Annotated in this window: 28 protein-coding genes, 1 tRNA gene and 5 pseudogenes; 11 read left to right on the forward strand and 23 right to left on the reverse strand. The window is 68.9% G+C overall.

Annotated elements, in window-relative coordinates; translation table 11 throughout:
* Positions 1-8: 8 nt before the first annotated feature.
* Positions 9-1,394 (reverse strand): FAD-binding oxidoreductase, encoded by a 1,386-nt coding sequence (locus ACFYQQ_RS17155; RefSeq protein ID WP_355790466.1) that lies wholly within the window; start codon positions 1,392-1,394, stop codon positions 9-11.
* Positions 1,395-1,613: 219 nt separating this feature from the next.
* Between ACFYQQ_RS17155 and ACFYQQ_RS17160 the strand changes: the two genes are divergently transcribed.
* A complete protein-coding gene (locus ACFYQQ_RS17160; protein ID WP_355790463.1) occupies positions 1,614-2,105 on the forward strand; it encodes a DUF3592 domain-containing protein in 492 nt (163 codons plus the stop codon).
* Positions 2,106-2,157: 52 nt separating this feature from the next.
* Here the strand turns inward: ACFYQQ_RS17160 and ACFYQQ_RS17165 are convergent, their stop codons facing one another.
* Both ACFYQQ_RS17165 and dcd read right to left on the reverse strand, forming a co-directional pair.
* Positions 2,158-2,667 (reverse strand): phosphoribosyltransferase, encoded by a 510-nt coding sequence (locus ACFYQQ_RS17165; RefSeq protein ID WP_355790472.1) that lies wholly within the window; start codon positions 2,665-2,667, stop codon positions 2,158-2,160.
* 20 nt (positions 2,668-2,687) lie between these two features.
* Entirely contained in the window at positions 2,688-3,263 is a 576-nt protein-coding gene (gene dcd / locus ACFYQQ_RS17170) for a dCTP deaminase (RefSeq protein ID WP_355790461.1), read from the reverse strand.
* Between the two features lie 546 nt (positions 3,264-3,809).
* Here dcd and ACFYQQ_RS17175 point away from each other — a divergent pair.
* Positions 3,810-3,883: transfer RNA gene (locus ACFYQQ_RS17175), tRNA-Gly, on the forward strand.
* Positions 3,884-3,932: 49 nt separating this feature from the next.
* Here ACFYQQ_RS17175 and ACFYQQ_RS17180 read toward each other — a convergent pair.
* Positions 3,933-4,881, reverse strand: a pseudogene (locus tag ACFYQQ_RS17180) (tyrosine-type recombinase/integrase); the annotation flags it as partial.
* Positions 4,882-4,886: 5 nt separating this feature from the next.
* Between ACFYQQ_RS17180 and ACFYQQ_RS17185 the strand changes: the two are divergent.
* On the forward strand, positions 4,887-5,984 hold the full coding sequence (locus ACFYQQ_RS17185; RefSeq protein ID WP_356163768.1) for a DUF1152 domain-containing protein: 1,098 nt from the start codon (positions 4,887-4,889) through the stop codon (positions 5,982-5,984).
* 358 nt (positions 5,985-6,342) lie between these two features.
* Here the strand turns inward: ACFYQQ_RS17185 and ACFYQQ_RS17190 are convergent, their stop codons facing one another.
* A complete protein-coding gene (locus ACFYQQ_RS17190; RefSeq protein WP_355791735.1) occupies positions 6,343-8,100 on the reverse strand; it encodes a DUF262 domain-containing protein in 1,758 nt (585 codons plus the stop codon).
* A 963-nt stretch (positions 8,101-9,063) separates the two neighbouring features.
* Between ACFYQQ_RS17190 and ACFYQQ_RS17195 the strand changes: the two genes are divergently transcribed.
* The gene (locus ACFYQQ_RS17195; RefSeq protein ID WP_355791730.1) at positions 9,064-9,372 is read left to right on the forward strand and encodes a hypothetical protein; all 309 of its coding nucleotides are present in this window, start codon (positions 9,064-9,066) and stop codon (positions 9,370-9,372) included.
* 94 nt (positions 9,373-9,466) lie between these two features.
* Positions 9,467-9,664 (forward strand): hypothetical protein, encoded by a 198-nt coding sequence (locus tag ACFYQQ_RS17200; protein ID WP_355791729.1) that lies wholly within the window; start codon positions 9,467-9,469, stop codon positions 9,662-9,664.
* Between the two features lie 820 nt (positions 9,665-10,484).
* On the opposite strand, the gene ACFYQQ_RS17205 is transcribed toward ACFYQQ_RS17200, so the two are convergent.
* From ACFYQQ_RS17205 to ACFYQQ_RS17215, 3 genes and pseudogenes are all read right to left on the reverse strand, one after another.
* On the reverse strand, positions 10,485-11,087 hold the full coding sequence (locus tag ACFYQQ_RS17205) for a TetR/AcrR family transcriptional regulator (RefSeq protein WP_355786897.1): 603 nt from the start codon (positions 11,085-11,087) through the stop codon (positions 10,485-10,487).
* Between the two features lie 48 nt (positions 11,088-11,135).
* Entirely contained in the window at positions 11,136-12,131 is a 996-nt protein-coding gene (locus ACFYQQ_RS17210; protein ID WP_355786900.1) for an NADP-dependent oxidoreductase, read from the reverse strand.
* Positions 12,132-12,612: 481 nt separating this feature from the next.
* Positions 12,613-13,254, reverse strand: a pseudogene (locus tag ACFYQQ_RS17215) (NADP-dependent oxidoreductase); the annotation flags it as partial.
* 1 nt (position 13,255) lies between these two features.
* Between ACFYQQ_RS17215 and ACFYQQ_RS17220 the strand changes: the two are divergent.
* Positions 13,256-13,540, forward strand: a pseudogene (locus tag ACFYQQ_RS17220) (helix-turn-helix domain-containing protein); the annotation flags it as partial.
* Positions 13,541-13,546: 6 nt separating this feature from the next.
* Positions 13,547-14,235, forward strand: a pseudogene (locus tag ACFYQQ_RS17225) (hypothetical protein).
* 407 nt (positions 14,236-14,642) lie between these two features.
* Here ACFYQQ_RS17225 and ACFYQQ_RS17230 read toward each other — a convergent pair.
* From ACFYQQ_RS17230 to ACFYQQ_RS17240, 3 genes are all read right to left on the reverse strand, one after another.
* Positions 14,643-14,993: a PRC-barrel domain-containing protein gene (locus ACFYQQ_RS17230; protein WP_355786902.1), complete on the reverse strand. Its 351-nt coding sequence runs from the start codon at positions 14,991-14,993 to the stop codon at positions 14,643-14,645.
* 9 nt (positions 14,994-15,002) lie between these two features.
* Positions 15,003-15,395 (reverse strand): ANTAR domain-containing protein, encoded by a 393-nt coding sequence (locus tag ACFYQQ_RS17235; protein ID WP_355786906.1) that lies wholly within the window; start codon positions 15,393-15,395, stop codon positions 15,003-15,005.
* An 82-nt stretch (positions 15,396-15,477) separates the two neighbouring features.
* Positions 15,478-15,756, reverse strand: a complete 279-nt coding sequence (locus ACFYQQ_RS17240) for a hypothetical protein (protein ID WP_355786909.1) — start codon at positions 15,754-15,756, stop codon at positions 15,478-15,480.
* 381 nt (positions 15,757-16,137) lie between these two features.
* Here ACFYQQ_RS17240 and ACFYQQ_RS17245 point away from each other — a divergent pair, with 381 nt between their 5' ends.
* From ACFYQQ_RS17245 to ACFYQQ_RS17255, 3 genes are all read left to right on the forward strand, one after another.
* Entirely contained in the window at positions 16,138-16,350 is a 213-nt protein-coding gene (locus ACFYQQ_RS17245; RefSeq protein ID WP_355786912.1) for a hypothetical protein, read from the forward strand.
* Between the two features lie 118 nt (positions 16,351-16,468).
* A complete protein-coding gene (locus ACFYQQ_RS17250; RefSeq protein ID WP_355786914.1) occupies positions 16,469-16,618 on the forward strand; it encodes a hydrophobic protein in 150 nt (49 codons plus the stop codon).
* 219 nt (positions 16,619-16,837) lie between these two features.
* Positions 16,838-17,671, forward strand: a complete 834-nt coding sequence (locus ACFYQQ_RS17255; RefSeq protein ID WP_355781514.1) for a DUF1206 domain-containing protein — start codon at positions 16,838-16,840, stop codon at positions 17,669-17,671.
* A 70-nt stretch (positions 17,672-17,741) separates the two neighbouring features.
* Here ACFYQQ_RS17255 and ACFYQQ_RS17260 read toward each other — a convergent pair whose 3' ends face one another.
* From ACFYQQ_RS17260 to ACFYQQ_RS17315, 12 genes and pseudogenes are all read right to left on the reverse strand, one after another.
* Positions 17,742-18,458 (reverse strand): GAF and ANTAR domain-containing protein, encoded by a 717-nt coding sequence (locus ACFYQQ_RS17260; protein ID WP_355781517.1) that lies wholly within the window; start codon positions 18,456-18,458, stop codon positions 17,742-17,744.
* A 78-nt stretch (positions 18,459-18,536) separates the two neighbouring features.
* Positions 18,537-19,298, reverse strand: coding sequence for an ANTAR domain-containing protein (locus tag ACFYQQ_RS17265; RefSeq protein WP_355781520.1), 762 nt, complete (start codon positions 19,296-19,298; stop codon positions 18,537-18,539).
* Positions 19,295-19,957 carry a hypothetical protein gene (locus tag ACFYQQ_RS17270; RefSeq protein ID WP_355781523.1) on the reverse strand — a complete coding sequence of 221 codons (663 nt, stop codon included), beginning with the start codon at positions 19,955-19,957 and terminating at the stop codon, positions 19,295-19,297. Before ACFYQQ_RS17270 ends, ACFYQQ_RS17265 begins: the two co-directional genes overlap by 4 nt.
* A complete protein-coding gene (locus tag ACFYQQ_RS17275; RefSeq protein WP_355781526.1) occupies positions 19,957-20,382 on the reverse strand; it encodes an STAS domain-containing protein in 426 nt (141 codons plus the stop codon). The genes ACFYQQ_RS17270 and ACFYQQ_RS17275 overlap by 1 nt, the downstream gene beginning before the upstream one ends.
* 519 nt (positions 20,383-20,901) lie before the next feature.
* Positions 20,902-21,210 carry a hypothetical protein gene (locus ACFYQQ_RS17280; RefSeq protein ID WP_388904868.1) on the reverse strand — a complete coding sequence of 103 codons (309 nt, stop codon included), beginning with the start codon at positions 21,208-21,210 and terminating at the stop codon, positions 20,902-20,904.
* A gap of 258 nt (positions 21,211-21,468) precedes the next feature.
* Positions 21,469-21,665: pseudogene (locus ACFYQQ_RS17285) on the reverse strand (IS110 family transposase); the annotation flags it as partial.
* A 111-nt stretch (positions 21,666-21,776) separates the two neighbouring features.
* Entirely contained in the window at positions 21,777-21,947 is a 171-nt protein-coding gene (locus tag ACFYQQ_RS17290) for a hypothetical protein (protein WP_355781529.1), read from the reverse strand.
* 283 nt (positions 21,948-22,230) lie between these two features.
* Complete coding sequence (amaP, locus tag ACFYQQ_RS17295; RefSeq protein WP_355781531.1) at positions 22,231-22,824, reverse strand: alkaline shock response membrane anchor protein AmaP; 594 nt, start codon at positions 22,822-22,824, stop codon at positions 22,231-22,233.
* 10 nt (positions 22,825-22,834) lie between these two features.
* Positions 22,835-23,524, reverse strand: a complete 690-nt coding sequence (locus tag ACFYQQ_RS17300; protein WP_355781534.1) for a DUF6286 domain-containing protein — start codon at positions 23,522-23,524, stop codon at positions 22,835-22,837.
* Entirely contained in the window at positions 23,521-23,967 is a 447-nt protein-coding gene (locus ACFYQQ_RS17305) for an Asp23/Gls24 family envelope stress response protein (protein ID WP_355781537.1), read from the reverse strand. Before ACFYQQ_RS17305 ends, ACFYQQ_RS17300 begins: the two co-directional genes overlap by 4 nt.
* Complete coding sequence (locus ACFYQQ_RS17310) at positions 23,964-24,191, reverse strand: hypothetical protein (RefSeq protein ID WP_351472778.1); 228 nt, start codon at positions 24,189-24,191, stop codon at positions 23,964-23,966. Before ACFYQQ_RS17310 ends, ACFYQQ_RS17305 begins: the two co-directional genes overlap by 4 nt.
* A 40-nt stretch (positions 24,192-24,231) precedes the next feature.
* Positions 24,232-24,666 (reverse strand): Asp23/Gls24 family envelope stress response protein, encoded by a 435-nt coding sequence (locus ACFYQQ_RS17315; RefSeq protein WP_355781541.1) that lies wholly within the window; start codon positions 24,664-24,666, stop codon positions 24,232-24,234.
* 199 nt (positions 24,667-24,865) lie between these two features.
* Here ACFYQQ_RS17315 and ACFYQQ_RS17320 point away from each other — a divergent pair, with 199 nt between their 5' ends.
* Positions 24,866-25,672: a hypothetical protein gene (locus tag ACFYQQ_RS17320; protein ID WP_355781544.1), complete on the forward strand. Its 807-nt coding sequence runs from the start codon at positions 24,866-24,868 to the stop codon at positions 25,670-25,672.
* Positions 25,673-25,893 lie beyond the last annotated feature (221 nt).

A 25,893-nucleotide genomic window follows, 5' to 3' on the forward strand; every position in this document is an offset into this window, starting at 1 on the left:
GCGGCGGTTCAGACCGCCGGGGCGGGCTCGATGTTCTGGTTGACGTGGAAGAGGTTGTGCGGGTCGTAGGCGCGCTTGACCGCCGCCAGCCGGTCGTAGTGGTCGCCGTAGGTGGCCCGGACCCGGTCCCCGCCCTCGTCGGCGCCCAGGAAGTTGACGTACGCGCCGCCCATGGAGTGCGGATGCAGCTCCTCCCAGTAGTCGACGCACCACTGCCTGATCGTCTCGGCGTTGGCCGGGTCGGGGTCGACGCCGCCGACGATGCCGGACCACACGGCGTCCCGGCGGGCCCACGCGGTGTCGTCCTCGCCGACCCGCCCGGCGGCCCCGTCGACCGGGTACATGTGCATGGTCGACAGGGCGGTCGGGATGCCCTCCGCGTACTTGGCGTGGACCTCGACGGCGTCGTCGGTGATCCGGTCGAAGAGGTCACCGCGCCAGTACCACTGGAGCCCGGCCGGGATCAGCTGGTCGAACATGCTCTGGACCGCCGGGTACGGCATCGGCGCCGTGAAGTGGAAGGTGGGCGGCCCCGCCTCGTTCACCGGCGCCAGCATCTCCTCCACGCGGTCCGGGTCCCCGCTCCAGCACCACACCACGCCGCACATCTTCTGCCCGTGGATCTCCTCGGTGAACGGCGGCCCCGGCGGCACGACGAGCACCGCGAAGAACCCGTTCAGGTCGTCGGGCGCCTGCGGCAGGAACGAGCGGTACCAGCGCAGTACGTCCCCGATGCTGTCGAGCGACCACAGGGTGATCCCGAGCGAGACGGTGTGCACCGGGTGCAGGCGGTAGGTGAAGGACGTCGCGATGCCGAAGTTCCCGCCGCCGCCGCGCAGCGCCCAGAACAGGTCCGCGTGCTCCCGTTCGCTCGCGGTGACGAAGCCGCCGTCGGCGAGCACCACGTCGGCGGAGAGCAGGTTGTCCGCGGTCAGCCCGTACTTGCGGGTGAGGTGCCCGTGCCCGCCGCCGAGGGTGAGGCCCCCGAGGCCGGTCGTGGACATGATGCCGGTGGGCGTGGCCAGGCCGAAGGCGTGGGTGGCGTGGTCGAGGTCGCCCAGGGTGGCGCCGCCGCCGGCCTGGGCGGTCTGCGTCACCGGGTCGACGCGGACCCCGCTCATCGGCGACAGGTCGATGGTGACGCCGTCGTCGACCATGCTCAGCCCGGCACCGCTGTGCCCGCCGCCGCGTACGGCCGTCTCGAGGCCGCGGTCGCGGACGAAGTCGACCGCCGCCATCACGTCCCCGGCGTCCCGGCACCGCACCACGGCGGCCGGCCGGCGGTCGATCATCGCGTTGTAGACCGTGCGGGCCCTGTCGTACTCGGAATCCTGCGGAGTGATGACCGGACCGCGCAGCGCGGTCCGCATCGCCTCCCACGTGCTGGCGTCCATGGCGATCGCTCTTCCTCGCGGGGCCCCGGCGCCGTCATGAGCCGCTGGCGCGATCGCACCTCACGGGTCCCACACGGACACCGACGGGGCTGACCATTCCAGCGTCACGCCGTGGCGCGGCGCCCGCATCTCAGCACGCCGGACCGGTATCCGGGCGCGCGCCGGCCCTGCGGTAGCGTCTGTGCGGCTCCGGGGGGACCGGGCCAGGGGGAGGATGTCGTGCGGATACGGGTTCGGGAGATACGCGGCCGGCGGGCCCGGCGATGGATCGTGTTCGGGGCGATCGCGTTCGGGTCGCTGTTCCTGGTCGTCGGACTGATCCTGACGGGCGTGTCCGTCTCGTTCCTGGCGGACGCGGAGCGCACCTCCGGCACGGTGACGGCCCTGGAGTGGCGGCGCGACCACGACAGCGGGACCCGCACGAAGCGGATGAGCGACCGGCGCGTGGCGTACCCGGTGGTGGAGTTCGTCTCGGCGGACGGCACGACGCACCGGTTCCGCGACCACACGGGCTCCAACCCGCCCTCGTACGAGGAGGGTGAGCGGGTCGGGGTGCTCTACCGCGCGGACTCCCCCGAGGACGCGCGGATCGACGGCTTCGCCTCCCTGTGGCTGCTGCCGCTGGTCTTCGGCGGGATCGGGCTGCTGTTCGCGGGCGTAGGCACGACGGTGGCCCTGGTGACCCGCGAACGCCCCCGGCCCACGGCCTGACCCGGACGCTCCCGGCCCACGGCCTGACCCGGGCGCCCGGCGTCCCCCTGGTTCAGAGCGCCTCGGTGTTCGGCCGGGCCGCTTCCCCGGACCTGCTGACGGGCGGGAGGACGCTCCACGGGAAGTTGATCCACTCGTCGGTGCGCTTCCACACGTACTCGCACTTCACGAGCGACTGGGACTTCTCGTAGATGACGGCGCTGCGGACCTCGGCGACGGCGTCCACGCAGAAGTCGTGCACGAGCTTCAGCGTCTTGCCGGTGTCGGCCACGTCGTCCGTGATCAGGACCTTCTTGTCGGAGAAGTCGATCGCGTTCGGGACGGGCGCCAGCATGACCGGCATCTCCAGGGTGGTCCCGACGCCGGTGTAGAACTCGACGTTGACCAGGTGGATGTTCTTGCAGTCGAGGGCGTACGCGAGGCCGCCGGCCACGAACACCCCGCCCCGCGCGATGCTCAGCACGATGTCGGGCTCGTAGCCGTCGTCGACGATGGTCTGGGCGAGTTCGCGCACGGCGACGCCGAACCGCTCGTAGGTCAGGTTCTCCCGCATGTCGCTCATCCGCTGCTCGCCGCTCCCGCTCACACCTGGGTCCGATGGAAGTTGAGGAAGGACCGCGAGGCGGTCGGCCCGCGCTGGCCCTGGTAACGGGACCCGTACCGCTCGCTGCCGTACGGGAACTCCGCCGGCGAGCTGAGCCGGAACATGCACAGCTGCCCGATCTTCATCCCCGGCCACAGCTTGATGGGCAGCGTCGCGAGGTTGGAGAGCTCCAGCGTCACGTGCCCGGAGAAGCCGGGGTCGATGAAGCCGGCGGTGGAGTGGGTGACCAGCCCGAGCCGTCCGAGCGAGCTCTTGCCCTCCAGCCGGGAGGCCAGGTCGTCGGGGAGGGAGACGACCTCGTAGGTACTGGCCAGCACGAACTCGCCGGGGTGCAGGATGAACGGCTCGTCGCCCTCGGGCTCGACGAGCCGCGTGAGGTCGGCCTGCTCGACGGCGGGGTCGATGTGGGGGTAGCGGTGGTTCTCGAACACCCGGAAGAACCGGTCGAGTCGCACGTCGACGCTCGACGGCTGCACCATGGTTTCGTCGTACGGATCGATGCGGACCCGTCCGGCGTCGATCTCGGCCCGGATGTCCTTGTCTGAGAGAAGCACGCCCCGAGGATACGCAAGGCGCGCGGACCGGCCACAATCGTGGCCGGTCCTGCGCGCCTGTCTGTTCCGCTCTCCGCGGCGCGGACGCCGCTGCGTGTGTATTTCCGCGCTGACGGGATACGCGGGTTACTGCTTCTGCAGTGACACCGGTACGACGTTCCGGAGCCGCGCACATCGCGGACACCGGATCAACCGGCCGGGGCCGAGCCGCTCGGCCTGCTGCATCGGCAGCGAAGCGGTGCTGAACACGTGCCCCTCGGCACAACGGACGACGGTGCGCTCCATCAAGTCCTCAGAGTCCCTTCCCCAAGAGCCGCGTCTGGCTGACGACGAAAGCCACATTACGGGATGAAAGAGACGGGCCGACAGGCGGCACTCCGGTCCCGCCCGGGCCCTCTTCCTCGCCTGCACCGTACGCCCCAACTCGGCCCGCCCGCAGCGGCATCCACCCCCTGAAACGCCGCGAGGCCCCGCGGCTTCGGCGCCGGGGGCCTGGCATGAGGTAGAGTGAGCGGGCATTCGACACCGGCTCAACCGGCGTCTTACGCGGGTGTAGTTTAATGGTAGAACATCAGCTTCCCAAGCTGAGAGCGCGAGTTCGATTCTCGTCACCCGCTCCACGAAGAAGGCCCAGGTCAAAGACCTGGGCCGTTTTGCTGTCCGCTGCGATCACTCGCCGCGTGCCAGATTCGTGCCAGAACGCCTGTCGGGCTCTTTCTCCCTGGCAGCGGCCCGCGCCTTCCGTACGGTGGCGTCCAGCCCGGCGGCGACCTCTTCTTGCCGCTCGTCGTCCGAGTGCTGGTAGATCAGCGCCGCTTTCTCCGAGGACTGCCCGGCCCGGACCATGGTGTCTTTTGAGCGTGGCACCGGAACGCGTGGACAGCGTGTGCCCGGTGTGCCGAAGGTCGTAGAACCGGAAGCCCTCGGGCATCCCGACGATCTCCCGTGCCCGCCGCCACTTCCGCCCGAAGGTGCTACGCCGAAACGGAGCCCCCTTCTCTCCGACGAAGATCAGCCCGTCCAGGCCCGGCTCGGCGTAGCTCTCCAGATGCCAGCGGAGCTCCCGGCGGAGGAACGCGGGAAGAATCACAGTCCGAGTGCCCGCCTCCGACTTGGTGTCGCCCTGGACGCGCCGCCCGCTCATCCGCTCAGGCTCGGCGAGGCGGACGCGGACGCGAAGGTTGTCGAGGTCGACGTCTCGACGGCGGAGGCCGGCCAGCTCCTCCGGACGCATCGGACCGTACGCGCCGAGGTAGACCATGAGCCGCCACCGCATCCCGACCGCTTCGGCGAGGGCGTCGACCTGGGCGACGGTGGCGATGCGCCGTTCAGCCGCCTTCTTCTTCCCAGCTCCCTTGATCCGGCACGGGTTGCGGGTGATCAGCTCGTCGTCCACGGCCGTTTCCATGATGGCCTTGAGGAGCCGGTACGCCTTAGCCGTCATCGTCTTGGCGTTCGTGGTCCGCAGCCGGCCGGCCCGCCACTCCCGGACGCGTGGAGCGGTGATCTCGTCCAAGTCCGACTCGGCGAAGGCGAACAGGTGCTTGTCGAGGAGGTAGCGGTACAGGTCGCGGGTGAGCGGCGCAAGCTCCCGCTCGTCGACCCACTTGTCGGCGTAACCGCATGAAGCGGTTGATCGTCGCAGCAGGAGGAGGGGGCGACGCAGTCGCCGCCGCCATGCTTCACGCCGCCCTCTACGGCGACGAGGACCAGGCGGTGATCCTCACGTACGCGTGGGACCGCCTCTTGATCGACCCGGTACCGGGCCCCCGAGGACCGAACAACTTCACCGGCCTCCAGCCCCTCACCCCAGCAGTCCAGGCAGTGCCGGCCGAGGCCCGCCCGATCGCTCCAGCAGGCTCCACCCTCCCCCGACTCGCGGCAGAGCTCCCGCACACCTTCGCCCTGATCGACCCACGCCACGGAGTCGAGGGCATCACCCGCCAACTCGAAGAGCTGGTAACCCACTTCTCACCGGAGGCGATCGATCTCCTGGACGTCGGCGGAGACATCCTCGCCCGAGGCGATGAGCCGACGCTCAAGAGCCCGCTTGCCGATGCCGTCACGCTCGCCGCGTGCTGCCAGGTGAACGCACCGATCCGCCTGTTGGTGGCAGGCCCCGGCCTCGACGGCGAACTGCCTTCTGACGCAGTGCGCAGCATGCTCGGCCCCCTCGTCCACACCTTCACTGCCAAGGACGTGGAGCCGATCAGCTCGGTCCTGGAGTGGCACCCCTCCGAGGCAACCGGGATGCTCGCGGCGACGGCTTGCGGCGTACGCGGCACGTGCGAGATGCGGGACGCCGGCCTTCCCGTCCCTCTCACTGAGGAAAGTCCGACCGTCCATGAGGTCGACCTGGACGAAGCGCTGAGCCGCAACGAGTTGGCCCGCTCCATCACCACTACCGCCACCCTGGACGAGGTAGAAGCCCACAGCCGCGAGATCTGCGGGTACTCGGAGATCGACTACGAGCGCAACAAGGCCACGTGGCTAAAGGACCAGCCCCCGGCGAAGCTCGACCCCGAGGCTGTACTGACGCAACTCGATCAGTTCGAGGCTGAGGCCCGAAGCCGCGGAGTCACCCACACGACGCTCCGCCGCATCACCGAGGCATTGAACTTCAACGGCTCCCTACGCGAGGACCTGCGCCAACTGCTGATCAGCAGCCGTCCGGAGAAGTACGACGCGCCCTTGTGGCGGATCACAGCCCCTGCTGAGTAACAACCTTCTTCACGGGTTCAAGGCGGCTCGCTCCGCTCACCGCGCGCGGCCCGACCCCCGGCCGGGCCTGCGCTCCTGTCTCCGCCCCGCTCCAGCCCGGCCGGCGCCCGTGCCGCGCGCACGCCAATCAGCCACCTGATGCCAGAGAAGGGGTACGTCATGGCTGGGGCGGTCGGCTCCACGGCTTTACGGAGCCACTTTGGCGCGAGCCTCGAAGATCATGGCCCCAACGTCGTGCTTTACCGGGCAGGTCCACAGACCGCCCGACGCGCCGGAAGCTTACGGGGCCATGATCACTCGCGCCAAAGCAGCGCCACCCCAAAGCCGCTCCACCGACCTACTTGCAGGGCGCCTGCCGTCAGCTGAACCCCTTTGCTAGCGCTGCGATCTTCCGGACCTCGGTGACTTCTTCTGTGGAAGAGCCTCGCCTGATGAAGACACGATCTCCGCAGTAGGAGAGATCGCTTTGACCGGGAATCAGGACTCTAATGACCGAGAGGCCCTTGTATTCGATTGTATCCACACCGCTCAGAATCTGAGTTGCCAGAGGATCACTGATTGGCTGCTGCGATAGTTTCGTCACGAAACGCTGCACGTAAGCGTCCAACGAGATATTAAGCGCTTTCGCTTCCCTGTCCACACCCACAACGTGATGATACCGGCCGACCAGTGCAGGGGTCACAGAGTCAAGCGTTTCGATCCTCTTTACATCGGCCTCCTTGTCTGCGACGCCGATGAACAGATACCCCTCATGCCCTCGCTGCACGTTAGCGATTCCACAAATGGTTTCCGCCAGCCGCACGAAGAGCCCGTCATCCCTCGTCCTACGGTCATCTAGCCTGAGAACCCCCTGCTTGAACTCATACCGACTGGTTTCGATCCTGGATCTACGGAGAGAGTTTTCGAAATCCAGTGCCAAGCCGGGACCATGCCCAAACACGGGCGGCACCTTGGCTACAAAATGCCTCTGAATCAACCCTGTGATCGTGTCGATATTGGATGTGCGATCCTCTGCCGAAGTATAATGCCGCGCACTCTTAAGACGAGGCCCTACGTTCCTGAGGGCTGCCACGATGGCCGAATTATCGGCAGGCGACTTTTGCTGGCGGACAATGAGTTCAAAGAAAGACATGAAAATCGCATAGAAAGGCGTGCGGATCGGGTTTCCGCCACCAGGACGAACCAGGTTCCGTAGGCCATTCGGGCCAGCGAGCTGAGAGTCAATCACCTCTGTGAGCACGGAAAACGTCGACTGGATCTCCGTTTGAAGCCGCCTTCCCCCATAGGCAGCTAGAGACCTTTCTAGACGCTTATGCTTTTCGCTCTGCGAGTCATAGATTTCATCGAACTCTTCTTTGCTTGCAGGGAAAGGACTTCCGGACAAGATGGAGGCGGAAATGTCTGCCACCATTTGCTCGTCATCCCCCTCTCGCAACTGCTTGACATTAAGAATTCCATGCCTGATCCACACCGTATCCTCCGCCCGCACCCCGTACTGCTGGCTCTCGCGAGAGGATTCGATAGAGATGCTCGGCATGTCATGCAGCAGCAGCACGTCATCCGAGACATCACCCCGCAAAGAGCTTGCCACTGTTCGCACAAGCTCCGAGAATGGGTTAAGCATCCCCGCTTGCCGCTTTTCCTGGGCGCTCAATTGGCGCCCGTTCGAGTTGATTCGACTAAATACGTCGGTGATTTGACCCTCAGTCTGAGTTGGAAAAATCGTGACAGCCAACTGATAATCAACCAGGTTCGCGCATTTATCAGCAGGAAGCAGGCTCTGCGTATCGACAGGCTTAAACGCACCGGCGGCGGCGGCCTGGCGGGCCCTAGCGCTTTGCCCTAGATCGAAATGCATACCATTATAGTCGAACTTTTGCTCAATAAATGAAAAAATGGCATCAAGGCGCTGCATTCCGTCGATAATCTCATACTTGCCGCTCCCGTGAATCTTGGGCCTTTCGGCTAGGAGGATCAGAGGGATTGGGTAGCCATCCAGGATGCTATCGATCAAGAGCTGCTTCTCGGCAACTGACCAGACGAGTTTTCGTTGATACCGTCGATTTACGAGCAGTGAATCCTCCCTAAAAAGTCGATACGCCTCCGTAACGCTCATGCCTCGGGGGGTGATAGAAACGTGGACTTCAGATGACAAGATCCGCTCCCTCAACTGGCAGTGCTCCTGTTACAGCTTGGCACGCGCGAGGGGCCTGCGTCTGAGTTTGCACAACGACTGATGGCGTCAACGTCCGCCCACGCGCAGACAGGGGGTGATGCCCGATGCTCAGGGGCCGTGGTCCGCGTACGGTATGGCCCAGCGCAAGGGGAAGGAAGCCAAGGAGAACAAGCGCAGGCTAGCTCCGGCTGACATCCACGGGTGACATCAACAGCGCCGGACGTAGGCGTCCATGTGCGGTCCGGCACGAACGCCCCGATCGGACAGGGAACCTGCCTGGCCGGGCCCGGATCGAACTCCTAAAGCGGGTGTCGCAGGTTCGAAGCCTGCCGGGGGCACAGCAAAAGGGCCAGCTCAGGAGGGTTTCCTCCCAGGCGGACCCTCCGTCGTGTTCGGGGGCGTGCCACCGCGTGCCACTACGTCCACTCAGCAGCTCGTAGGGGCGGAAGGGATGCCCGCTATTTCGTGGGAAGGGACGCGTAGCCGTCCGGCACCTCGCTGATCTGCAGGTCCGAGAAGAGCAGGGTGAGGCGGTGCGCGTTGGTCTCGATGCGAACCTCATGGAAGTCGATCCCCAAGGCTTGCGCCCAACGACGGGTCGCTTCCGACTCCGGGAGGACCTTCGCACCTGGGTACAGGGAGTGCCACTTCACGCCCCAGACGTATCCGTCAAGGTCGACGCCCGTCTCATGATCGATGAGGCGATCGTCCAAAGAGACACGCCAGGTCTCTGGCAGGACGGACGATTCGCACCGGGCCTCAATGCAGTACCGGAAGAGGTACCGCAGATACGCTGGCTCGACGTCTGTGCGGGGAAACGTCACAGCCACGTCACACCCCTTCACACCGTCCACACCGGTCGGGACGATGGATCTTTCATCTCAACATTCCTGGGGGGGAGCCATGGGGTTCATCAACAACGCCAAGGCGTTCGGTGCCGAGTTCGTCGAGTCCATCAAAAACGCCAAGGTGCACGGTGCCACTGACGAAGCGCGTACGGCCTACGCCGAAGGACGCGCCGTCCTTGTTTACAAGATCATCGAGGCGAGCGGGGGCAGCATCGATTACACCGGACCGATGACCGGCGTAGGCGAGCAGATCGAAGCCATCGAAGCCGAAGGGTGGGTGTTGGCCAACATGGCGACAGCTGAGAGCAAGACCCTCAGCGGCGATGAACGCGCTGGCCTCATCTGCGTGTTCCGCCGCCGCTGACGCCTCATCAACCGGCCCGGCCAGCGCCAGGCCCCGCCGCGCCGATCCCCCGTCACGGCGGGATCTTCCCGACCTCTCCAACGAAGGAGCTGGCATGAGTGACGTATACGTGCCTGAGCGAGGAGACCGCTACCACCTCTACGAGAACTGCGCGGACATCAGCTCCGGGCAACTGGGGAACACCACCCAGGGAGTCGGGACGCACAGCGTCACGCCGATGCCTCTCGACCAGGCGGAAGCGCTGAGAAAGACCCTCTGCCGAACCTGCCGCAAGACCGCACTGCTCCCGTAGTTGCAATCTCGTTGATCACACCGCGCCATGGGGCACCGGCCCCGGAGGCGACCCCGGCGGACAAGCGTGCACTCATGGTCATCGACGCAACCGCCATCGATCGGTCCCTGAAGCTGGCACCGGCCGAGCAGGACGCCGGGGGCCTGGCCTCGTGGACGTGCCAGATGCGTGCCAGATCTCGCGGAGAACCACGGGGAACAGCGGGGAACAAGTCGGCAACCACCCGGACCGCCGTTCTAGGCCCACCGCAGGTCAGAAGAGTTACCGCCTCCAGAAGACCCAAGCTTCCCAAGCTGAGAGCGCGAGTTCGATTCTCGTCACCCGCTCCATGATGAAACCCCAGGTCAGTGGCCTGGGGTTTGTTTGTTGTCCAGTCCAATTTGGGGGTTGCGTGCCCTCCGCGCGCCCTAAGCCGCGCCGAGGCGCCATCGAAAGGGACATCGAAGGGCCGTCTCTGATGACATATCAGCTGATTTTCGCGAATGGCGAGACGCATTAGTGACCTGCGCCACTAATGGGCGGCAGGCTAGGGAAGTCGCGGACGCAAAGCGGCGGGGCCAGGGCCGTGATGCTGCCGCGAGAGAGGCGGAGCGGGCGGGTCGCAGTCGGCGAGGCCATGGAGGACTCGGTCGTGGCCTCGCGCGAAGCGCCTCGCTGTGCCCCAAGACCGCGCTACCGGGGCAGGGGGCACCCGCATCCGCAGCGAGAAAGGCACCCGATGAGGCGGACGCCCCCTCACAACCGCAGCCTGATCCAACCCGGCGAACCTACGCGGTCACAGCATTAGATCGCTGCCGTTGCGGCTCCGGCTGGCCGCGCTTCAGCGAGGCAGCAGGACGTCGACCTGCCTGCGGATGTCCTGCACGATCTCCTCGACGCTCAAGGCGATGTTCACGCCTGCCGCCATGCTGAGGAACATCACGGCGGACACGATGTGTGCCAGCGTCGCGGCGTCGCTCTCTGCGACCCGATCGTCTCGGCGCAGCACGGCGGCGACGGCCTCCTCGGTCTGCGCGACGATGGCCAGCGCCGCGCCGTGCCGGGGCTCCTCGGGGTCGCCGAAGACCATCTCTCTCAGGTAGGTGCGTCCGTTGTCGATCTGGATGCGGTTGCACTCGACGATCGGCCGGACGATCGTCAGCACCGCGTCCAGCACGCCCGGGACGGTCTCGGCGTCCGCCCGGCCCTGCTCAAGTGCTTCGACGTACTTGGCGTTCTGGACAAGGAGGAGGAGTTCGCCCTTGGTCTTGGCATAAAGGAACAGGGTCCCGGTGCCGATGTCGGCCTGGTCGGCGATCTGCTGGGTCGTGACCTCATCGACGCCGTGTTCGGCGAACAGTTCACTGGCGGCAGCGACGATGCGGTCCAGTTTCTCCTGCTTGTTCCGCTCGCGCCGTCCGACCGACTGGGAGGCGACAGACATGGGTGGTGTCCTCGTGCGTTCTGTGTCGCCCGTCGCGGTTGCGGCGGGTCAGCTGTTGTCGATGACGGCCTTGCCGCGGATGCCGCCCTGGGACAGGGACTGCAGCGCCTGCGGGGTCTGGTCGAAGCCGACCACCTTTCCCACGACCGGACGCACCACGCCCTGGTCGATGAGGGTGGTGATCTGGCGGAGCTGGTCGCCGCTGGCGCGCATGAGCATGAACTCATACGTCACGCCGAGCTTCTTCGCCTGCTTGCGGATCTTGCGGCTCAAGGCGGCGACCCCCAGGCGCAGCAGCGGGTTGAGGCCGGCCTCGCGCGCGAAAGTGGGCTCTGGGGGACCAGCGATCTCGATGGCTTTGCCGCCGGGCTTGAGCACCCGCAGGGACTTCTCGAGAGTCTCCCCACCGAGGCTGTCCAGCACCAGGTCGTAGCCGGTCAGGAGCTGCTCGAAGTCCTGGCTGCGGTAATCGATCACCGTGTCCGCGCCGAGCGCGCGCACGAAGTCCGCGTTGGACCCGCTGGCGGTCGTGGCGACGCTCGCACCGAGGTGCGCGGCGAGCTGGATCGCGATCGAACCGACCCCGCCGGCCCCGGCGTGGATGAGAACCTTCTGCCCGGGCCGCACCTTCCCGCGCTCCACCAGCGCCTGCCACGCCGTGAGCGCCACCAGCGGCAGCGAGCCGGCCTCATTCATGCTGATCGAAGCGGGCTTGAGCGCCAGGTCGCCCTCCGCCACGGCGATGCGCTCGGCGAACGTGCCGATGCGGTCCTGGTCGGGCCGACCGTAGACCTCGTCTCCGGGCCTGAAGCCGCGAACCGCCGTCCCGACGCTGATGACAGTGCCCGCGACATCGTTGCCCAGGATCAGCGGCAGCTTGTAGGGCAGGATCTGCTTCAACTCACCGGCGCGGATCTTCTCATCCAGCTGATTCAGTCCGGCGGCCTCCACCCGGACGAGCACGTCGTGCTCCCCCACGGTGGGTTCGGGGACGTCCGCCTCCTGCAGCGGCTCCTTGTACTTGGTGACGACGAACGCTCGCATGGGGCACTACTCCTTGTCTTCATCCTATTTATCCAGGCGTGAGGCCGGATCAGCCAATTCGGCGTGGCCATGGGACCTCGCCTCACTCACTCAACCCGAGTGCACTCAATTATGAGTCTGCTCAGGATTATTTTCAACCGAGGGCGTCCTGGGCCCGCAACGCGCCCTCCCCGGTGCCACATACCGGCCGCGTGCACCCGTCGGCAGCAGCGGGCCCCGGCCACCACCGAAGACACCCCTCCGGCCCGAGCCGCAGCCCTGTCTCCGCCCCGTGCGAGCCGCCCCGGCCGTCACCGAAGCACCCCCGCGAGCCGCAGCCCCGCCCCCTCCGAAGCCCCGAGCCGCAGTTCCGTCCTGTCCGGCCGTGCCCGCAGGTCCGCCCCGTCCCGTTCGGCCGCGCCCGGAGTCCCGGGACCGGTCGGTCCCGGGACTCCGGTCCCGCTCCACCTGCCCGCAGCCGACCCGGCCGGGGCGGCCGGCGTCAGGCGACGCTCAGGACGATCTTCCCGGTGGTGCGGCCCTGCTCGCCGACCTCGTGCGCCTTCGCGGCCTCGGCCAGCGGGACGACGGTCTCGACCACGGGCGTGAGCGCGCCCCGCTCGGCCAGGGCGGCGATCTCGCGCAGACCCAGGTGGTCGGGCTCGACCAGCATCCACACCGCCCGCACGTGGCCGGGGACGTCGTCGGGGACGTCGTCGGGGACGTCGTCGGGGCCGGGCAGGGTGATCAGCCGGCCGCCCGGGCGCAGCACCGTCAGGGACCGCTCGGCGTTCTGGCCGCCGAGCCCGTCCAGCACCACGTCCACGTCCCCGACGGCGTCCCCGAAGCGGACCGTGCGGTAGTCGATCACCTTGTCCGCGCCCAGCTGCCGCAGCAGGTCGTGCTTGCCGGCGCTGGCCGTGCCGATGACGTACGCGCCGCGGGCCTTGGCGATCTGCACGGCCAGGTGGCCGACCCCGCCGGCCGCCGCGTGCACCAGCACCCGCTCACCGGCGCGCACCCCGGCGGTGTCCACCAGGGCCTGCCAGGCGGTCAGCGCGGCCGGCGGCAGCGCCGCCGCCTGCACGTGGGTGAGGTTCGCCGGCCTGGGCGCGAGGTGGCGGGCCGGGGCGACGACGTACTCCATGCTCCAGCACCACGGCCACCTCGACCGACTCGGCGAGCACGCCCTGCACGCAGCGGACGAGAAGTGGCGCGCCTACCGGACTCCATGAGCGCCCCGCACCGCCGCCGCATGGGCCATCGACTGGCGCGCGTGGATCGCCCGGGAACACACCCCCGCCCCTGGCCGCCCCAACCTCTACGCCCCGCCCGGTGGCACCACCACCCCGCCCACCGGCATGACGCGCTCCGAAGCACACATGGTCGCCCTGCTCGCCGCACTCGACGAACCGACCGGAACGGAGTAACCGCCTTTGGACCGACGCGAAGTCGCAGCTGTCCTCGCATACATCGGCCGCCTCGACCCCCGCACCGTCCGCACCGGCACGGGCGAAGCCCGTGACCAGATCGCCCAGTGGCAGGAGCTGCTCGACGACGTCCCCTTCGCCACCGACCACGGCTGGGACGTCCGCAAGGCGATACGGTCCCACGTCCTCGACTCGCCGTACCCGATCCTGCCCGTGGATATCGCCCGCAGATGGCGTGCCCACCGACGCGACCGCCTCGACCGGCACACCGACCCCACCCCGGCCGCCGACCCCGACGATCCGGCCGCCTGGCGTGCCGAGCTGCTCCGGTCCCGGAACGCGGTCGCCGCCGGCATTGCCGCCCCTTCGACACACCACCAGATCACCACCGGTGGCCGGCCTCGCGACGTCGAGGAGCGGCTGAGCGAGATCGGGTCGTGCATCCCGCCGCCGTCCGCGCCGAGTTGGCCCGCTACCGCCCGACGCGCGCCGCGCGCGAGGCCGCCCTCGCCGAGGGCGTCCCCGATGCGCTCAGTGTCCGGTGCGACTGGTGCCACGCACCCGTGGGCTCCCCCTGCCGCCAACGCAGGGCGACCCCAGACGGAGCCGCCCGGGGCAATGCCGTACGAACGATTCCCCACCCCTCGCGCGTCGACCTCGCCGCTGCCCGGAGGGACCGACACCGAGCTGCGTGACGCGGCCCTGATTCGCTCCTCATGGCAGCTGCCATGGCTACGACCGTCGGTCCCGAACCTGTCGTACACGGTCCCGATGAGCACTTCGGGGACCGCGTCCCGGGGACCGTGCCGACGGCTTCCGGGGACCGGTCCCCTCTGAAACGGCAGCTCAGAGGGCCTTTCCTGCCGGTCCCCAGAGCGTCCCCAGCGACGGGGACCGTCCCCGCAGCAGCCCCTTCGGTCCCCTCGGAGACCGGGACCGTGCAGTGGAACGGGGACGGTCCCCGTGACGACGTGTCAGGGGGACCGTCCCGGATGAGCGTCGCGTCTCCGTCCCCAAGCGTCTGGGGACCATGCACCGCAGCGAATTGGGGCACGGTCCCCCCGTGCTCTCCTCCGCAACTACAGCCCTGCCCTGACGGCTCCTACCGCAGCTGCCGTTCGCCGGCCGCACCGGCCTGGTAGGGCAGTCCGTAGTGCTTGAAGATCGCTTCCTCCTGCTCGGCGGGAAGCACGCCGTCGGTGCCGATCGACGGGGCCTGCTTCACCGACGTTCTGACATAGCCGACCTTGAGATAGTCGGGCCCGGCGATCGCGTCCTGAAGGGGGACGAAAACCAGGCGGTGCCGGGTGGGCAGTCCGGTCCGTACCGTGGCCATGGCCGGGTCGTCGGTGGTGGTGTCCACGTAGACCGCCTCCAGGACACCGATCTTGTGCGACTCGTTGTCGACGACGTCGCGGTTGCGCCATTCCCGGACGTCGGCTGCGTGGATCATGGCCGCTCCCTACCTGGACCGCTCATCGGCCGGGGGGCGAGTCGCACCGTCGGCTTCCGCGTAAAGCCGCCGCAGTGCACGCCGCAGCGCCCGCTGCATCCGCTCCGGAAGCGGCTTGCCCTCCCAGGCGGCGACCATGGCCGCGGCCACCTCGGCAAGTTTGGTGTGGCACTGCCGCGAGATGTCGACCAGGAGGTCCCTGGCCGTCCCGCGGGTGCAAGGGGTCAGGACCATCATCATGCCGCGGGCCTGGTCGATGACGGCGCGGCCGGCCAGCGCCCGCCGCAGCTGATCGTTCTCGTCGCGCAGTGCGACGAGAACGTCTCCAGCGGCTGCGTTCCCCCACGTGGCCTCGGCCCGCAGCTTCCAGTAGTCCTCATGTAACAGGGTCGTGCGATGCATGACATGCACCTCTCAATGAGTTCGACGTGCCCGGCCCGGCTGAAGCCGTCCGGCACACATGACTGCCAGGTCCCTCCACGAGTCACCTGTGGTGTTCGTGGTCCCGACGGTCCTCGCGCTGCCAGCGCGCCCGGTTCTGGCGGCTGTAGCGGCGGTCCCAGCGGTCCTGACGGTCCCGGCGCTCCTCGTAGTCGCGGTAGTCCCCGAGATCGGAACCGCCGCCGCGGCCCCGGCCTCCGCCACGATCGCGGGCGTGCCGGGTCGCGCCGTAGACCAGCACCGCTGCGGCCACCCACCAGATCGGGTGAAGGAAGCCGAGGCCGAACAGGGCGGCGATGAGGATGAGGAGCAGGACGAACACGGTGGGCCTCCCCGGGAGTTGGACACTGCGTCGAAACCGGGGACTGGGGCCTCACACCAGAGCGTAGTCCTGCCCAACGGTCCTGGATACCGTGCGAGGTCAGCGCGTCCGTCAGGCGTGGATGGCTGCTTGACACCTGTCGGAAACCCGCCGCGAGGGCTAGCGTGCTCCATGCCGCCCCTGCCCCCGGCAGCGTCGATCACCTCTCGCGCTCCTTCCGGGGGCGCACCCTGCACATCGGTGCCGGGACCCGCCGCGTCACGAGCGAGGCCGTTCCCGCACACGCTCGGAGTCACGTGGTCCCGGCGCGCCCGATGTGCCTCAAGCGGGCAACGAGCTGCTGTCCGCCGCGTCGCACGCATCCCGAACCAGGCGGCACGCATGTACGCGCTGATCGTTCCGGCTTCAACTCCCTTTGTCCTGCTCGCCGTCGTGATGGCCCTGTCCTGGTGGGAGGACCACATCCTGCCGACGTCGCCGACCGAGCCGGCCGAACCACCCGCCGCGGCTCCGTTCACCCCGGCGGCCCCTGCTCAGCTCCCCCAACTCCTCAGTGTCGACACCGCGTTGACAAGGGAGGATGCCGGGCGTTGACTGGCAGCACGGTGTAGGGCCATGCCACTTCCGGATCATTCGGGCGCGGCATTCCACCTTCCCGCTTCGCCCGGACCCCGCGGACATCAGGAAATCCCCGCGATCTGGAGGCCCGGCAATGATCTGGATTCTTCTCTTTCTGCTGATCCTGGTGGTCTTCGGGTTCGGCTTCACCCTGCAGATCCTGTGGTGGGTCGCCGCCGCCCTCCTGGTCCTCTGGATCGTCGGTTTCGCGATGCGCGGGCGCGGTCGTAGCCGCCGCGAGTAGTCCGTTCGGGAGGCTCGATCCTGCCCGCGGGATCAACGGCCTGTACGGCGATCACGCGGGCGCCCACTCACCAAACCGGCAGGAGGCTGCCATGAGCGTCGGACGGACCATCAGGCACAAGGCACAGGTGTTGCGGGGCCGGGTCACCGAACGCGTCGGCCGGGCCAACCGCGACCGGCTACGGCGCGTATCGCGCGTCCACACCATGGGGAGGACTCCGTGACGTCGTCCACCGCACAAGGGCGTGGCCGGGGCGCGAAGTCCGCGGCCCGTTCCACGGAGCGCGAGACGCTGACCGCCGCAGGGCGGGCGGGCTTTGTCGCGCGCGGCATCGTGTACGTACTGATCGGGCTGCTGTCCATCCGGATCGCCGTCGGGAGCGGCGGCGGCCAGGCGGACCGGCAGGGCGCGCTGCACGAGATCGCGACGCAGCCCTTCGGGAAAGGGATGCTCTGGGCGCTGGTGGTCAGTTTCGCGGCCATGGCGCTCTGGCGGGGAGCCCGCGCCGTGGTCACAAGGGGGCCCCGGCGGAAGGCGGGTTCGCGCGCGCTGGACGGCGGGCGGGCGGTCTTCTACGCCTTCGTCTGCTGGACCACGGCGGTGTACGCCGCCGGGGGCGGGCAGGGCTCCAGCGGCAACGCGCAGTCCCAGGACTGGACGGCATCGGCGCTCAAACTGTCGTACGGGCAGGTGCTGGTGGGGGCCGCAGGCTGCCTCCTGATCGGCATCGGCGCGGTACTCGCCGTCCGGGCGGCCATGCGGAGCTTCCTGAAGCAGTTGGACACCGGCGGCATGAGCCGGCGTACGAAGCAGGTCGTCACCGCTCTGGGCGTGGGGGGAGGCGTGGCGCGTGGCGTGGTGTTCGCCGCGGCCGGGGTCTTCGTCCTGGTGGCAGCCGTCCGCTTCGATCCGGACGAGGCCAAGGGCATGGACGCGACGCTCCGGAGCTTCGCACAGACATCGGTAGGACCGTGGCTCCTGGTCGCCGTCGCGATCGGGCTGATCCTCTTCGGTGCCTTCTCCTTCGCCTCGGCTCGCTGGCGCCGGCTGTGAACGCCGCCCCGTGCCACTGCCAGAGCCGCCTCGGCAGCGTCCGCGGAGGCGACAGCCCGCGCCAGGGTGGTCAGGTCACCAGCCCGGGGAGGGGTTCGGAGTCGTCGATGAAGGCGCGGGCCACATCGGACAGTCGCCGGTTGTGGGCGCGGGCGTACCCGCGCAGGGCGGTGAAGGCCCGTTCCATGTCGATGCTCTGGCGTTCGGCGAGTTTGCCCTTGGCCTGTTCGATCAGTACGCGGCTGTTCAGCGCGGTCTGCAGCTGTTCGTTGAGCGCGGTGCTGCGGTGGGCGGACCGTTGCTGCAGGAGGCTGATGGTGGCTACGTCGGCCAGGGCTTGGGCGATGAGTGTGTCGGGCGCGTCGAAGGGGCCGGGCGCGGCGCGGAAGAGGTTCAGGGCGCCCACGGTCTCGTCACGCAAGCGCATCGGCAGGGCCTGGACCGCGCCGAACCCGCTGCGGTGGGCCGCCGTGACGAAGCGCGGCCAGCGGTCGGCCTCCCGCGTCAGGTCGGGGACGATCACCTGCGCACCGGTACTGAAGCACTCAAGACACGGCCCCTGGTCGTTCTGCAGCTGGAAGAGCTCCAGCAGGCGCATCTCTTCGTCGGAGGCCGCCATCACGCGCAGTTTGCCGTCCCGGTCGGCGAGCAGCAGCCCGGCGGCACTCGCGTCGAGCATGCTCACACAGCGGTCGGTCAGCAGGCGCAGGAAATCGATCAGGTCGAAGTCCGCGACCAGGTTGTCGGCCAGCTCGACGAAAGTCTTGGCCAAAAGCTGCTGATTCATCGTGACACCCTCGATTGAGACTAGTCCCGCCGGGAGGGGGCGGGAAGCGCAGCACGTTCGTCGGCCTGAGCCGATGGGTCAGTTGCCGTTGTCGGTCCGTTTCGGTTCGCTGTCCGGGAGGAAGCGCAGTCGGTGGGCCACCACGTCGGCGGCCACGTCGGCGAGCCGGCGCCCTTGCGTATAGGCGTAGGCGCGGAGCCGGACGAAGGCTTCGTCGATGCCGACGCCGAGCTGGACGGTGAGGATGCCGGTGGCCTGGTCGATCTCCGCCCGGTATCCACCCAGGTCCTCCAAGCCGTGGTCCCGGGACGGTGCGCCGGCCTGCGCGCCCGTCCCGTCGATCCGCGCGTCGAGCAGGAGCAGCGTCGCGAGATCGGCGAACGCCAGCGCGTCGGCCAGCTGCTCCGCGTCCAGCACGGTCGGCACGTCGGCGTACAGGTCGAGGACTCCCGGGCTGATCGCCCCGATCTGCAGGGGGAGTGCGAAGACGGCGCGTGCCCCGGCTTCCAGGGCCGCGTCGGCGAACACGGGCCAGCGGTCCTGCAGCCCGCCGGTCAGCAGATCGGGGGACAGGACGGCCGCGCCGTGGGTGAAGGCGTCCACGCAGGGGCCCTCGCCCAGGGTGAGCTGGAGCTCCTCCAACTGCTCGCTGATGTCGTCGGTGCTGCACAGCGGATGGCTTGCTGCGGTCCGGGACATCGCCGACACCCCGGCTCCGCCGACCGGCAAGGCGGCCACGGCCGCGGTGCACACGTCCACCACACCGACCGGGGCGCCGCGGCGGGCGGCCTGCTCGGCGACCAGCACCTGGATGCGGGCCGACCGGCTGTCGGCCCTCATCCGGGCCACCGCGTCCAGGCATCGTGGGCCAGGCCCTCCAGCCGCGCCGTCGTGCGTTCCCCGAGGGGGAGTACCAGCGCACGGAACATGGTCGGGTCCGCCGGCCGCCGCACCTCTCCCAGGTCCAGCCATCCCCAGGAGCGGAGCGACGCGAGGGTCGGGTGATCTCCCGGATCCACCAAGGTGGCGCCGAGGGATGCCTGGTGGCCGCTCAGCAGCCGCTCCTGCAGACGGCGGGCCACGTCCTGGTCCTGTGGGTGTGGCCGGACCAGGATGCCGGTGATCGCGAAGACGCCGCCGGACGCGGTGAGCTGCTCGATGCTCTGCGGCAGTGCTCCGTCGAACCCGAGCCACCAGATGCCGTCACTGCCCACCGGGAACCCGAAGGCGCATCCCACCAGGTGGTCCGTCTCCGCGATCACCATGGCGAACCCCGACCGCCGGATGTCGCCGGTGAGACGGTTCAGGAAGTCTTGGCGGCTGCGGCTGCGGTACGCCTCAGCGGCGGACGTCTCTCGGGAGTCGACGTACAGATCCCCCAGCTCCTCGCCCAGGTCCTGCGCCAGCCAGCGGTTAACGCGGCGCAACCGCGCCGCGTCCATGGTGGACGACTCGCCCGCATGCCGCTCGTGCGGCTGCCCCTGTCCGGGCTGGGCCATCACCGCACATCGCCCGTGAGGACGGTCACCAGCGGAACACTCCGGTCCGGCAGGGCCGGAACGACCGGGTCGGGGACGTCCCCGAGAGCCGGTGGAAGATGCCCGAGCGGAAGGCCGAGAAGCAGGAACCCGCAACCGGCGAGGTCGAGGATGTGCGCCAGTGACGGCGGCGGATTGTGCAGTCGTAGGGTCCCGCCGGCCTCCCTGGTCCGCTGCGCGGCGTAGAGGAAGGCGTTGAGGCCGCTGCAGTCGCAGAAGGTCACAGGGGTGAGGTCGACATCGAGGACGCGGATGCCGTCGCTCAGGCATCGCGCCAGCGCCGCGCACACCAGCGGTGCCGTATCCAGGTCGATCTCACCAGCCAGGGTGATCAGTGCCCGTTTCCGTCGGTCATGACGATAGATGGCGAGCTGTGGGAGGGGCATGACGCCTCGGTCCAGAAGACCATCAGGCAGCGAGATGGGGACGCCGGGAGCCTCGGCTCCTCCTGACGCGCCGCCGACAGGGACGTACGTGCGGCGGAGGCGGAACAACGGCCGGTCCGAGGGCCTGCGCAACAGGACATGGGGTCCGCCCGGTTCTCTCCAGGGATGCGTCGGGTGACGGACGAGAGGTCCGCTCCGCGCAGCCATCTGTGTCGCTCAACGACAAGCCGCCGGGGTCTGGGACGCTTGTACAGCATGGTAGTCCTGCCCCAATGGGAAAGACGGCCCGAAGCCGCCCCATCTCAGGATGTGGACAGTCGAGGGCGATTGATGTCACTGCGCAGGGGGCTGATCAATGACGCTGACAGTCCCTCGTGGGTGCAGGCTGAGTAGGTCGGCGCTCGTGCCTCCGTCCTGGCCTAGGTGAGTTTCTGGCTGCAGCGGACCTCCGGGCCACAGGGCGAGACGATCTCTGTGCCCGGCCACGGGACACAGGCGGTCTCCAGGTCCGGCCTACCACTACTGCAGTGCGTGGACCGCTGCTGAGAACAGTGGGCGGAGCCGGGATGCTGCGGGGACGACGAGGCGGGCGGTGGCGGGGCGGCGGGTGGCGGCCAGGAGGGCGCCGGTCAGCAGTCGGCGGCGGCGGGTCAGTCCGGCCCAGGCGTGCTCGTACGTGTCAGGGCGTCCGGTGGTCAGGCAGCGGACGGCGGCCCCGGCCGTGGCCAGTGCGAGGGCGATGTCCTCGCCGGTGAGGGCGTCCATGTAGCCGGCGGCGTCGCCGACGAGCAGGACAGTTCGCCTTGGTGAGGAGGAAACTATCCGCATCGTTGCCAGCGGCGGTGCCGCCGTCTGAATCCCGTAGTGGTGACCGCGCGGGTGCTGAAGGCCGATGGGGACAGCTCGGAGGTCTGGCTTCGTGCAGCTGCCAAAGAGGGTCTGAGGAGAAGACCGCCGTCCCTCTCGCCGCCCAGTTGAGCAGGGCAACGGGAGCGGACAGGGCAGGCGGGTGAGCGGCAAGCCGACAGCGGCCCTGACCATGTCTGAGCGCTCGACGCTTCCGGAATCAGAGCCATCGGCGCGAAGGGCCCGTTGTTCGTCGACGAACTGCCGGGTCTTGAGGCAGTGATGGAGCTGGCCGAGGAAGCGGTTCAACAAGAGCCGTGGTGCGGCGGCATGCCAGTCTCCGTGCTCGCGTCGACGTCGGTGGTGAGCCGTGGCTCCCGGTGAGGCGGTGAGGGCCGCGAAGGCCCCCAGAGGAAGCCGGCGTTGATGAGGCGGTTGCGGTACAGCGCGAAATTCTCTCCCGTTCCCTCCCCCGCGACACCCCTCACGCCTTGCTGCACGAGCCGATCCCGAACATCGCACTCTGGTCCTGGGCATTCGGGAGCCGGTCAGCGGGCCGGGCGCCGGGTGGAGCGCCAGATGGAGCGGGTCGCCAGGTAGAGCAGATCGACAATCAGAAGCAGTACGCCGATGGACATCAGGTAGAGCATGCCGTCGACGGCCACGCCTATGGCGACCAGAGCGATTCCGGCGATGAGCAGGGTCAGGAAGAGGAGCATGACGGGATGCCTCCTGGCAAGGGCCGTGCGAGATCTGCGTGGTCTCTCGGTACGGCACGACACGCTGCGCCTGTGCTCGATGTCGCGTCGGCCGAGAAGTGGTACGTGCGGCCCCGGCGCACAAAGCCGCCAAGGGCCGGTGTCTTCGCGCTCCGCGTCGGCGAGACGAGTACCCCGGGCAGCGTGCTGTCGGTTTGATCCTCCGCGTACCGGAACGCTCGGGTTCCGGGAATCCCGGGCGCCTCGCAGCCGCTACCCCCACCGGGCTTCCGCCCAGCGGACCCTAGGCGGTGCGTTCGGCGCGGTGGCGGGCTGCCCGGAGTCGCACCTCCGAGGGAAGGCGGTCCAGGCCGGTCGAGTCTCGTGCGTGGGCGAGTGTTTCGCGGCTCAGCCGCCCGAGAGCCCGTGTCGGATCGGCGTGAGGCTCCAACAGCAGCCGTACGCGTGCGGTGGGAGCGGTACGTCGGCCCGTCAGCCGGACATGGGCCCGCGAGACCCCGTCCAGGGCTTGTGCCTCCTCCTCGATGACGTTCTCCAGGGTGCGGCCGTTGAGTCGGGCCGGCGCGCCCTCTTCGCTGTCGACGAGGACCTGGTCCAGGCGGTGTCTACGCTGCGCGAGGAGCCACCACAGCAGCAGGGCCAGCAGCACGACGAGCACCGCGATGACGGTCGGCCACCACCAGTCCTCTTCCCGCCACCGGGTGCGTCCCCAGGTGCCCAGCACCACATCGTCCGGCCCACGGAAGGGCCACCAGCCCGGCACGTCGAAGTCCCAGTGGCGTGGCAGGTCCAGTGCGCCCAGCAGCACGCCGCCGCCCAGGGCGAACAGTCCGAGGCCGAGAAGCCCGAGCAGCACCCGGTTCACCGTCTTGAGCATCAGGATCACCTCAGCCCTTCTTGGGGCGCCGGACGCGCACGGCCAGTGTGGGTTGCCGGGCCAGGCCCAAGGACGCAACGGCCTCGCCCAGCTCGGCGTCCAGGTCCGCGCGGACCTCCTCAAGATCGCGGAAATGTGCCCGCGCCCGGGCTTTGACCTTCCGGCGGCCGACATCGACCTGCGCCGACTGGACACCGGGCACCCGCACGGCCCGGTCGCGCAGAACCAGAGCGGCCGCGCGGCGGTCGAGCCCGGCTCGGACGTCCTCTGTCCCAGGGATACCGGTGGGCCGCCGCATGGGCAGCAGCCGACGCAGTCCCGGCGTCACCGCCAGCAGGAAAAGCCACAGGCCGAGGGCCATCGCCACCGCGGCCCCGACGATCATCCAGACGTCGTCCAGGGGCCGTGTCGCCAGTTCCTCGGCGAGCCGCCGCCGCCAGCGCATCGCATTACGGCCTGCCCGCACCGCGACCACGTCGTACAGGAGAAACCCGACGGCCGCGGCGGACAGCAGGGCCGCCAAGGCCGCGGGAATCCGCCGCGACGACCAGAAACGGTGCGTCGACCGGCCTGATCCGTCGATCACCTTCGTCGCGTCCTCGGCGGCCCCCGGGGTGCCGTCGGCGGTCGGAGCCGCCTGTCCCGGACCGGAGGAGAGGTCGCTGTCACCGGTCGGCTGCCGCGAGGTGTTCGCGCTCATCTCACCCTCTCCCGGTCCGTGTGCCGCGTATAGGCCGAGTGCAATTGCCCGACCGACACCGCGAGGTCGGACACCTCCATGCCGGCCCATGCCCTGATCCGCTCGGTGACCTCCCGGCGCACCGCGGCGCACTGCGCCCCGATGTCGGACGGATAGCCGAGCTCGACGGTGATGTGCAGCCGCGCCTCGCCGAGCACCGCCTGCCGTCCGGCGGCGGACTCGGCGTCCCGTCCTGCGGTGGTCCGTTCCGGCGCCCGCCGTACGGATGTGCTCACGTGTGGCGTCCGGCGGCCGGGTGGTACGTGGCCGGCCGGCTCGGTGAACCGGCTCAGCGCCTCGCGCGCCACCCGGGCCGCGATCTTCGCGACGACCCGGTCGGTGACGGCGGTCGCCCCGCGCTCCCCGCGGGGGACGCCCGGACGCTCATCGGCTTCCCCGTTCACCGCCGCCAGTCTCCCCGAGCCTGGCGCCGGTCGTCACGGATCCGATCCTGCCGGTCCCGGCGGCGGACGAAGTCGCCCGGTTCGAGATCACCCTCCGTGAACCGCCCGATGACGAGGCCGACGAGGCCCAGCACCAGCACCAGCAGGAAAGCCCAGAAGTCACCGAAATACGCGGCGAAACCCAGCGCCATTCCGGCCATCAAGCCCACCACGGCCCTGCTCATTTCGCGCTCCTTCACTCAAGTGGGCTGTTCCGCCCCGCTGCTACTGGATCCGCTGCCGCTCCTCCCCTTCGTCCTCCTCGTCGTCCGGCAGTTTCACGTCGCTGACCGTGATGTTGACTTCCACGACTTCCCGGCCCGCCATCCGCTCCACCGCGGAGATCACGTTCTCCCGCACCGCGGCGGCCACGTCCGTGATCGCGACGCCATATTCGACGACGAGCTCCAGATCGATGGCCGCCTGCAGCTCTCCGACCTCGACACTGACCCCGCGCGTGGCGGATCTGCCGCTGCCGGCGCCGGGCATCCGCTCGCGCATGGATCCCATCGAGCGGGCCAATCCGCTGCCCAGGGCATAGACGCCGAGCACGTCCCGTGCCGCCATTCCGGCGATCTTCTCCACCACCACTTCAGCGATGGTCGTCCGGCCGCGAGACCCGGGCGCAGCGCCGAGCTTGACGCCGGTGTTCTCAGTCATCGGGATATTCCTCCCTCGCGAGGCCACAGAGCATCCATTACTCCGATTATAGTATTTTTAGTACCTTTTGCCCGTCTATAGGGCGTGAGACGGGGTGGTCCGATAGGGGGCCTGAGGCCCCTGCCCCGAGCTCTCGCGGACACTCGGGCAGAGCGCCGCGTGACAAGAACCGCGGCCGTGGAAGAAGGGTGAGAGGCCAGTGACCGAGGCGTGGACGCAGGCAGTACGAAGCCGGCTGCACCTGGGCCGGCTGCTCCCGCTCGGCGGGCCCGACGACGGGACGTGGATCACCGAGCAAGCGGCCGTCCAAGCCCTCGGGCGCACCGCCGCCGAGATTCCCGGTGTCCGACTGGAGTCCCTGCGCATCGGGTCGGCGCCGCACCAACCCGTGTCCGAGCCGGCCGTCCGTCCGCCGGCCAGCGCGCTACCGCCGGGCCCGCTCACCATCGAGGCCGCCTTCACCGCATCCCTCGTGCGGCCGCTGCCGGAGACCGCCGAAGAATTGAGGAGCGCGCTCCTGGGCGCGGCCGCTGAACAGCTCGGGCTGGCCACGGTGACGGCTGACATGCGCGTAACGGATCTCCGTGAGGTTCCGGAGGCAGGCGTGGCTTCTCGGACCGCGGCGACGTCCACGAGGCCCACGCCGGAAGCTGCGGCCGCGCGGAGCTCGCCCCCTGTGACCGGAACAGGGTCCACGCGGGGACTCGCCAGGGAGCTGGCGGCCGTCGCAGCGGGCGTGCCGGGCGTCGCCCGCCTCACCACCGTACTGGGCAGCCGCCCGGTCAGGGTGGAGGACCATGATGATCCACCCTGCCGACACATCGAGGTTCACCTCGCGGTCGGCCCCGGACACCATCCACTGAAAGTCGCCCGCGCCGTCCGGGAGGCGGTAGTCGAGGCAGCCACCACTGACACCCCGGGCCCGGCCACCGTCGCCGTCCTCATCACGGAAACCGCGGCCTGGCGGCAGACCTCGCCGGTCACCGTGACGAGTGCCCCTCAGTGATCAGCCGCCCTCGACCTTCCCGGTTCTTCCCTGTTCTTCCCTGAAGGCGCGCGGCCGTCGCTCCGTCGGCCCTGTCCTGCCACGGTGTGAGACCCGCCTGGCAGGGAACCCGCATGCGGAGAGGGCCGTCGTCCCTGTTCCTCGCGCGATGTGTGTCCGCAACGGCGAAAGCGCATCCCTGCCTGTGGCCCGGTCTCAGCAACTCCGAGGCGGCGCCTGAC

This window comes from Streptomyces sp. NPDC005496, from assembly GCF_042872045.1.
Lineage (GTDB): Bacteria > Actinomycetota > Actinomycetes > Streptomycetales > Streptomycetaceae > Streptomyces.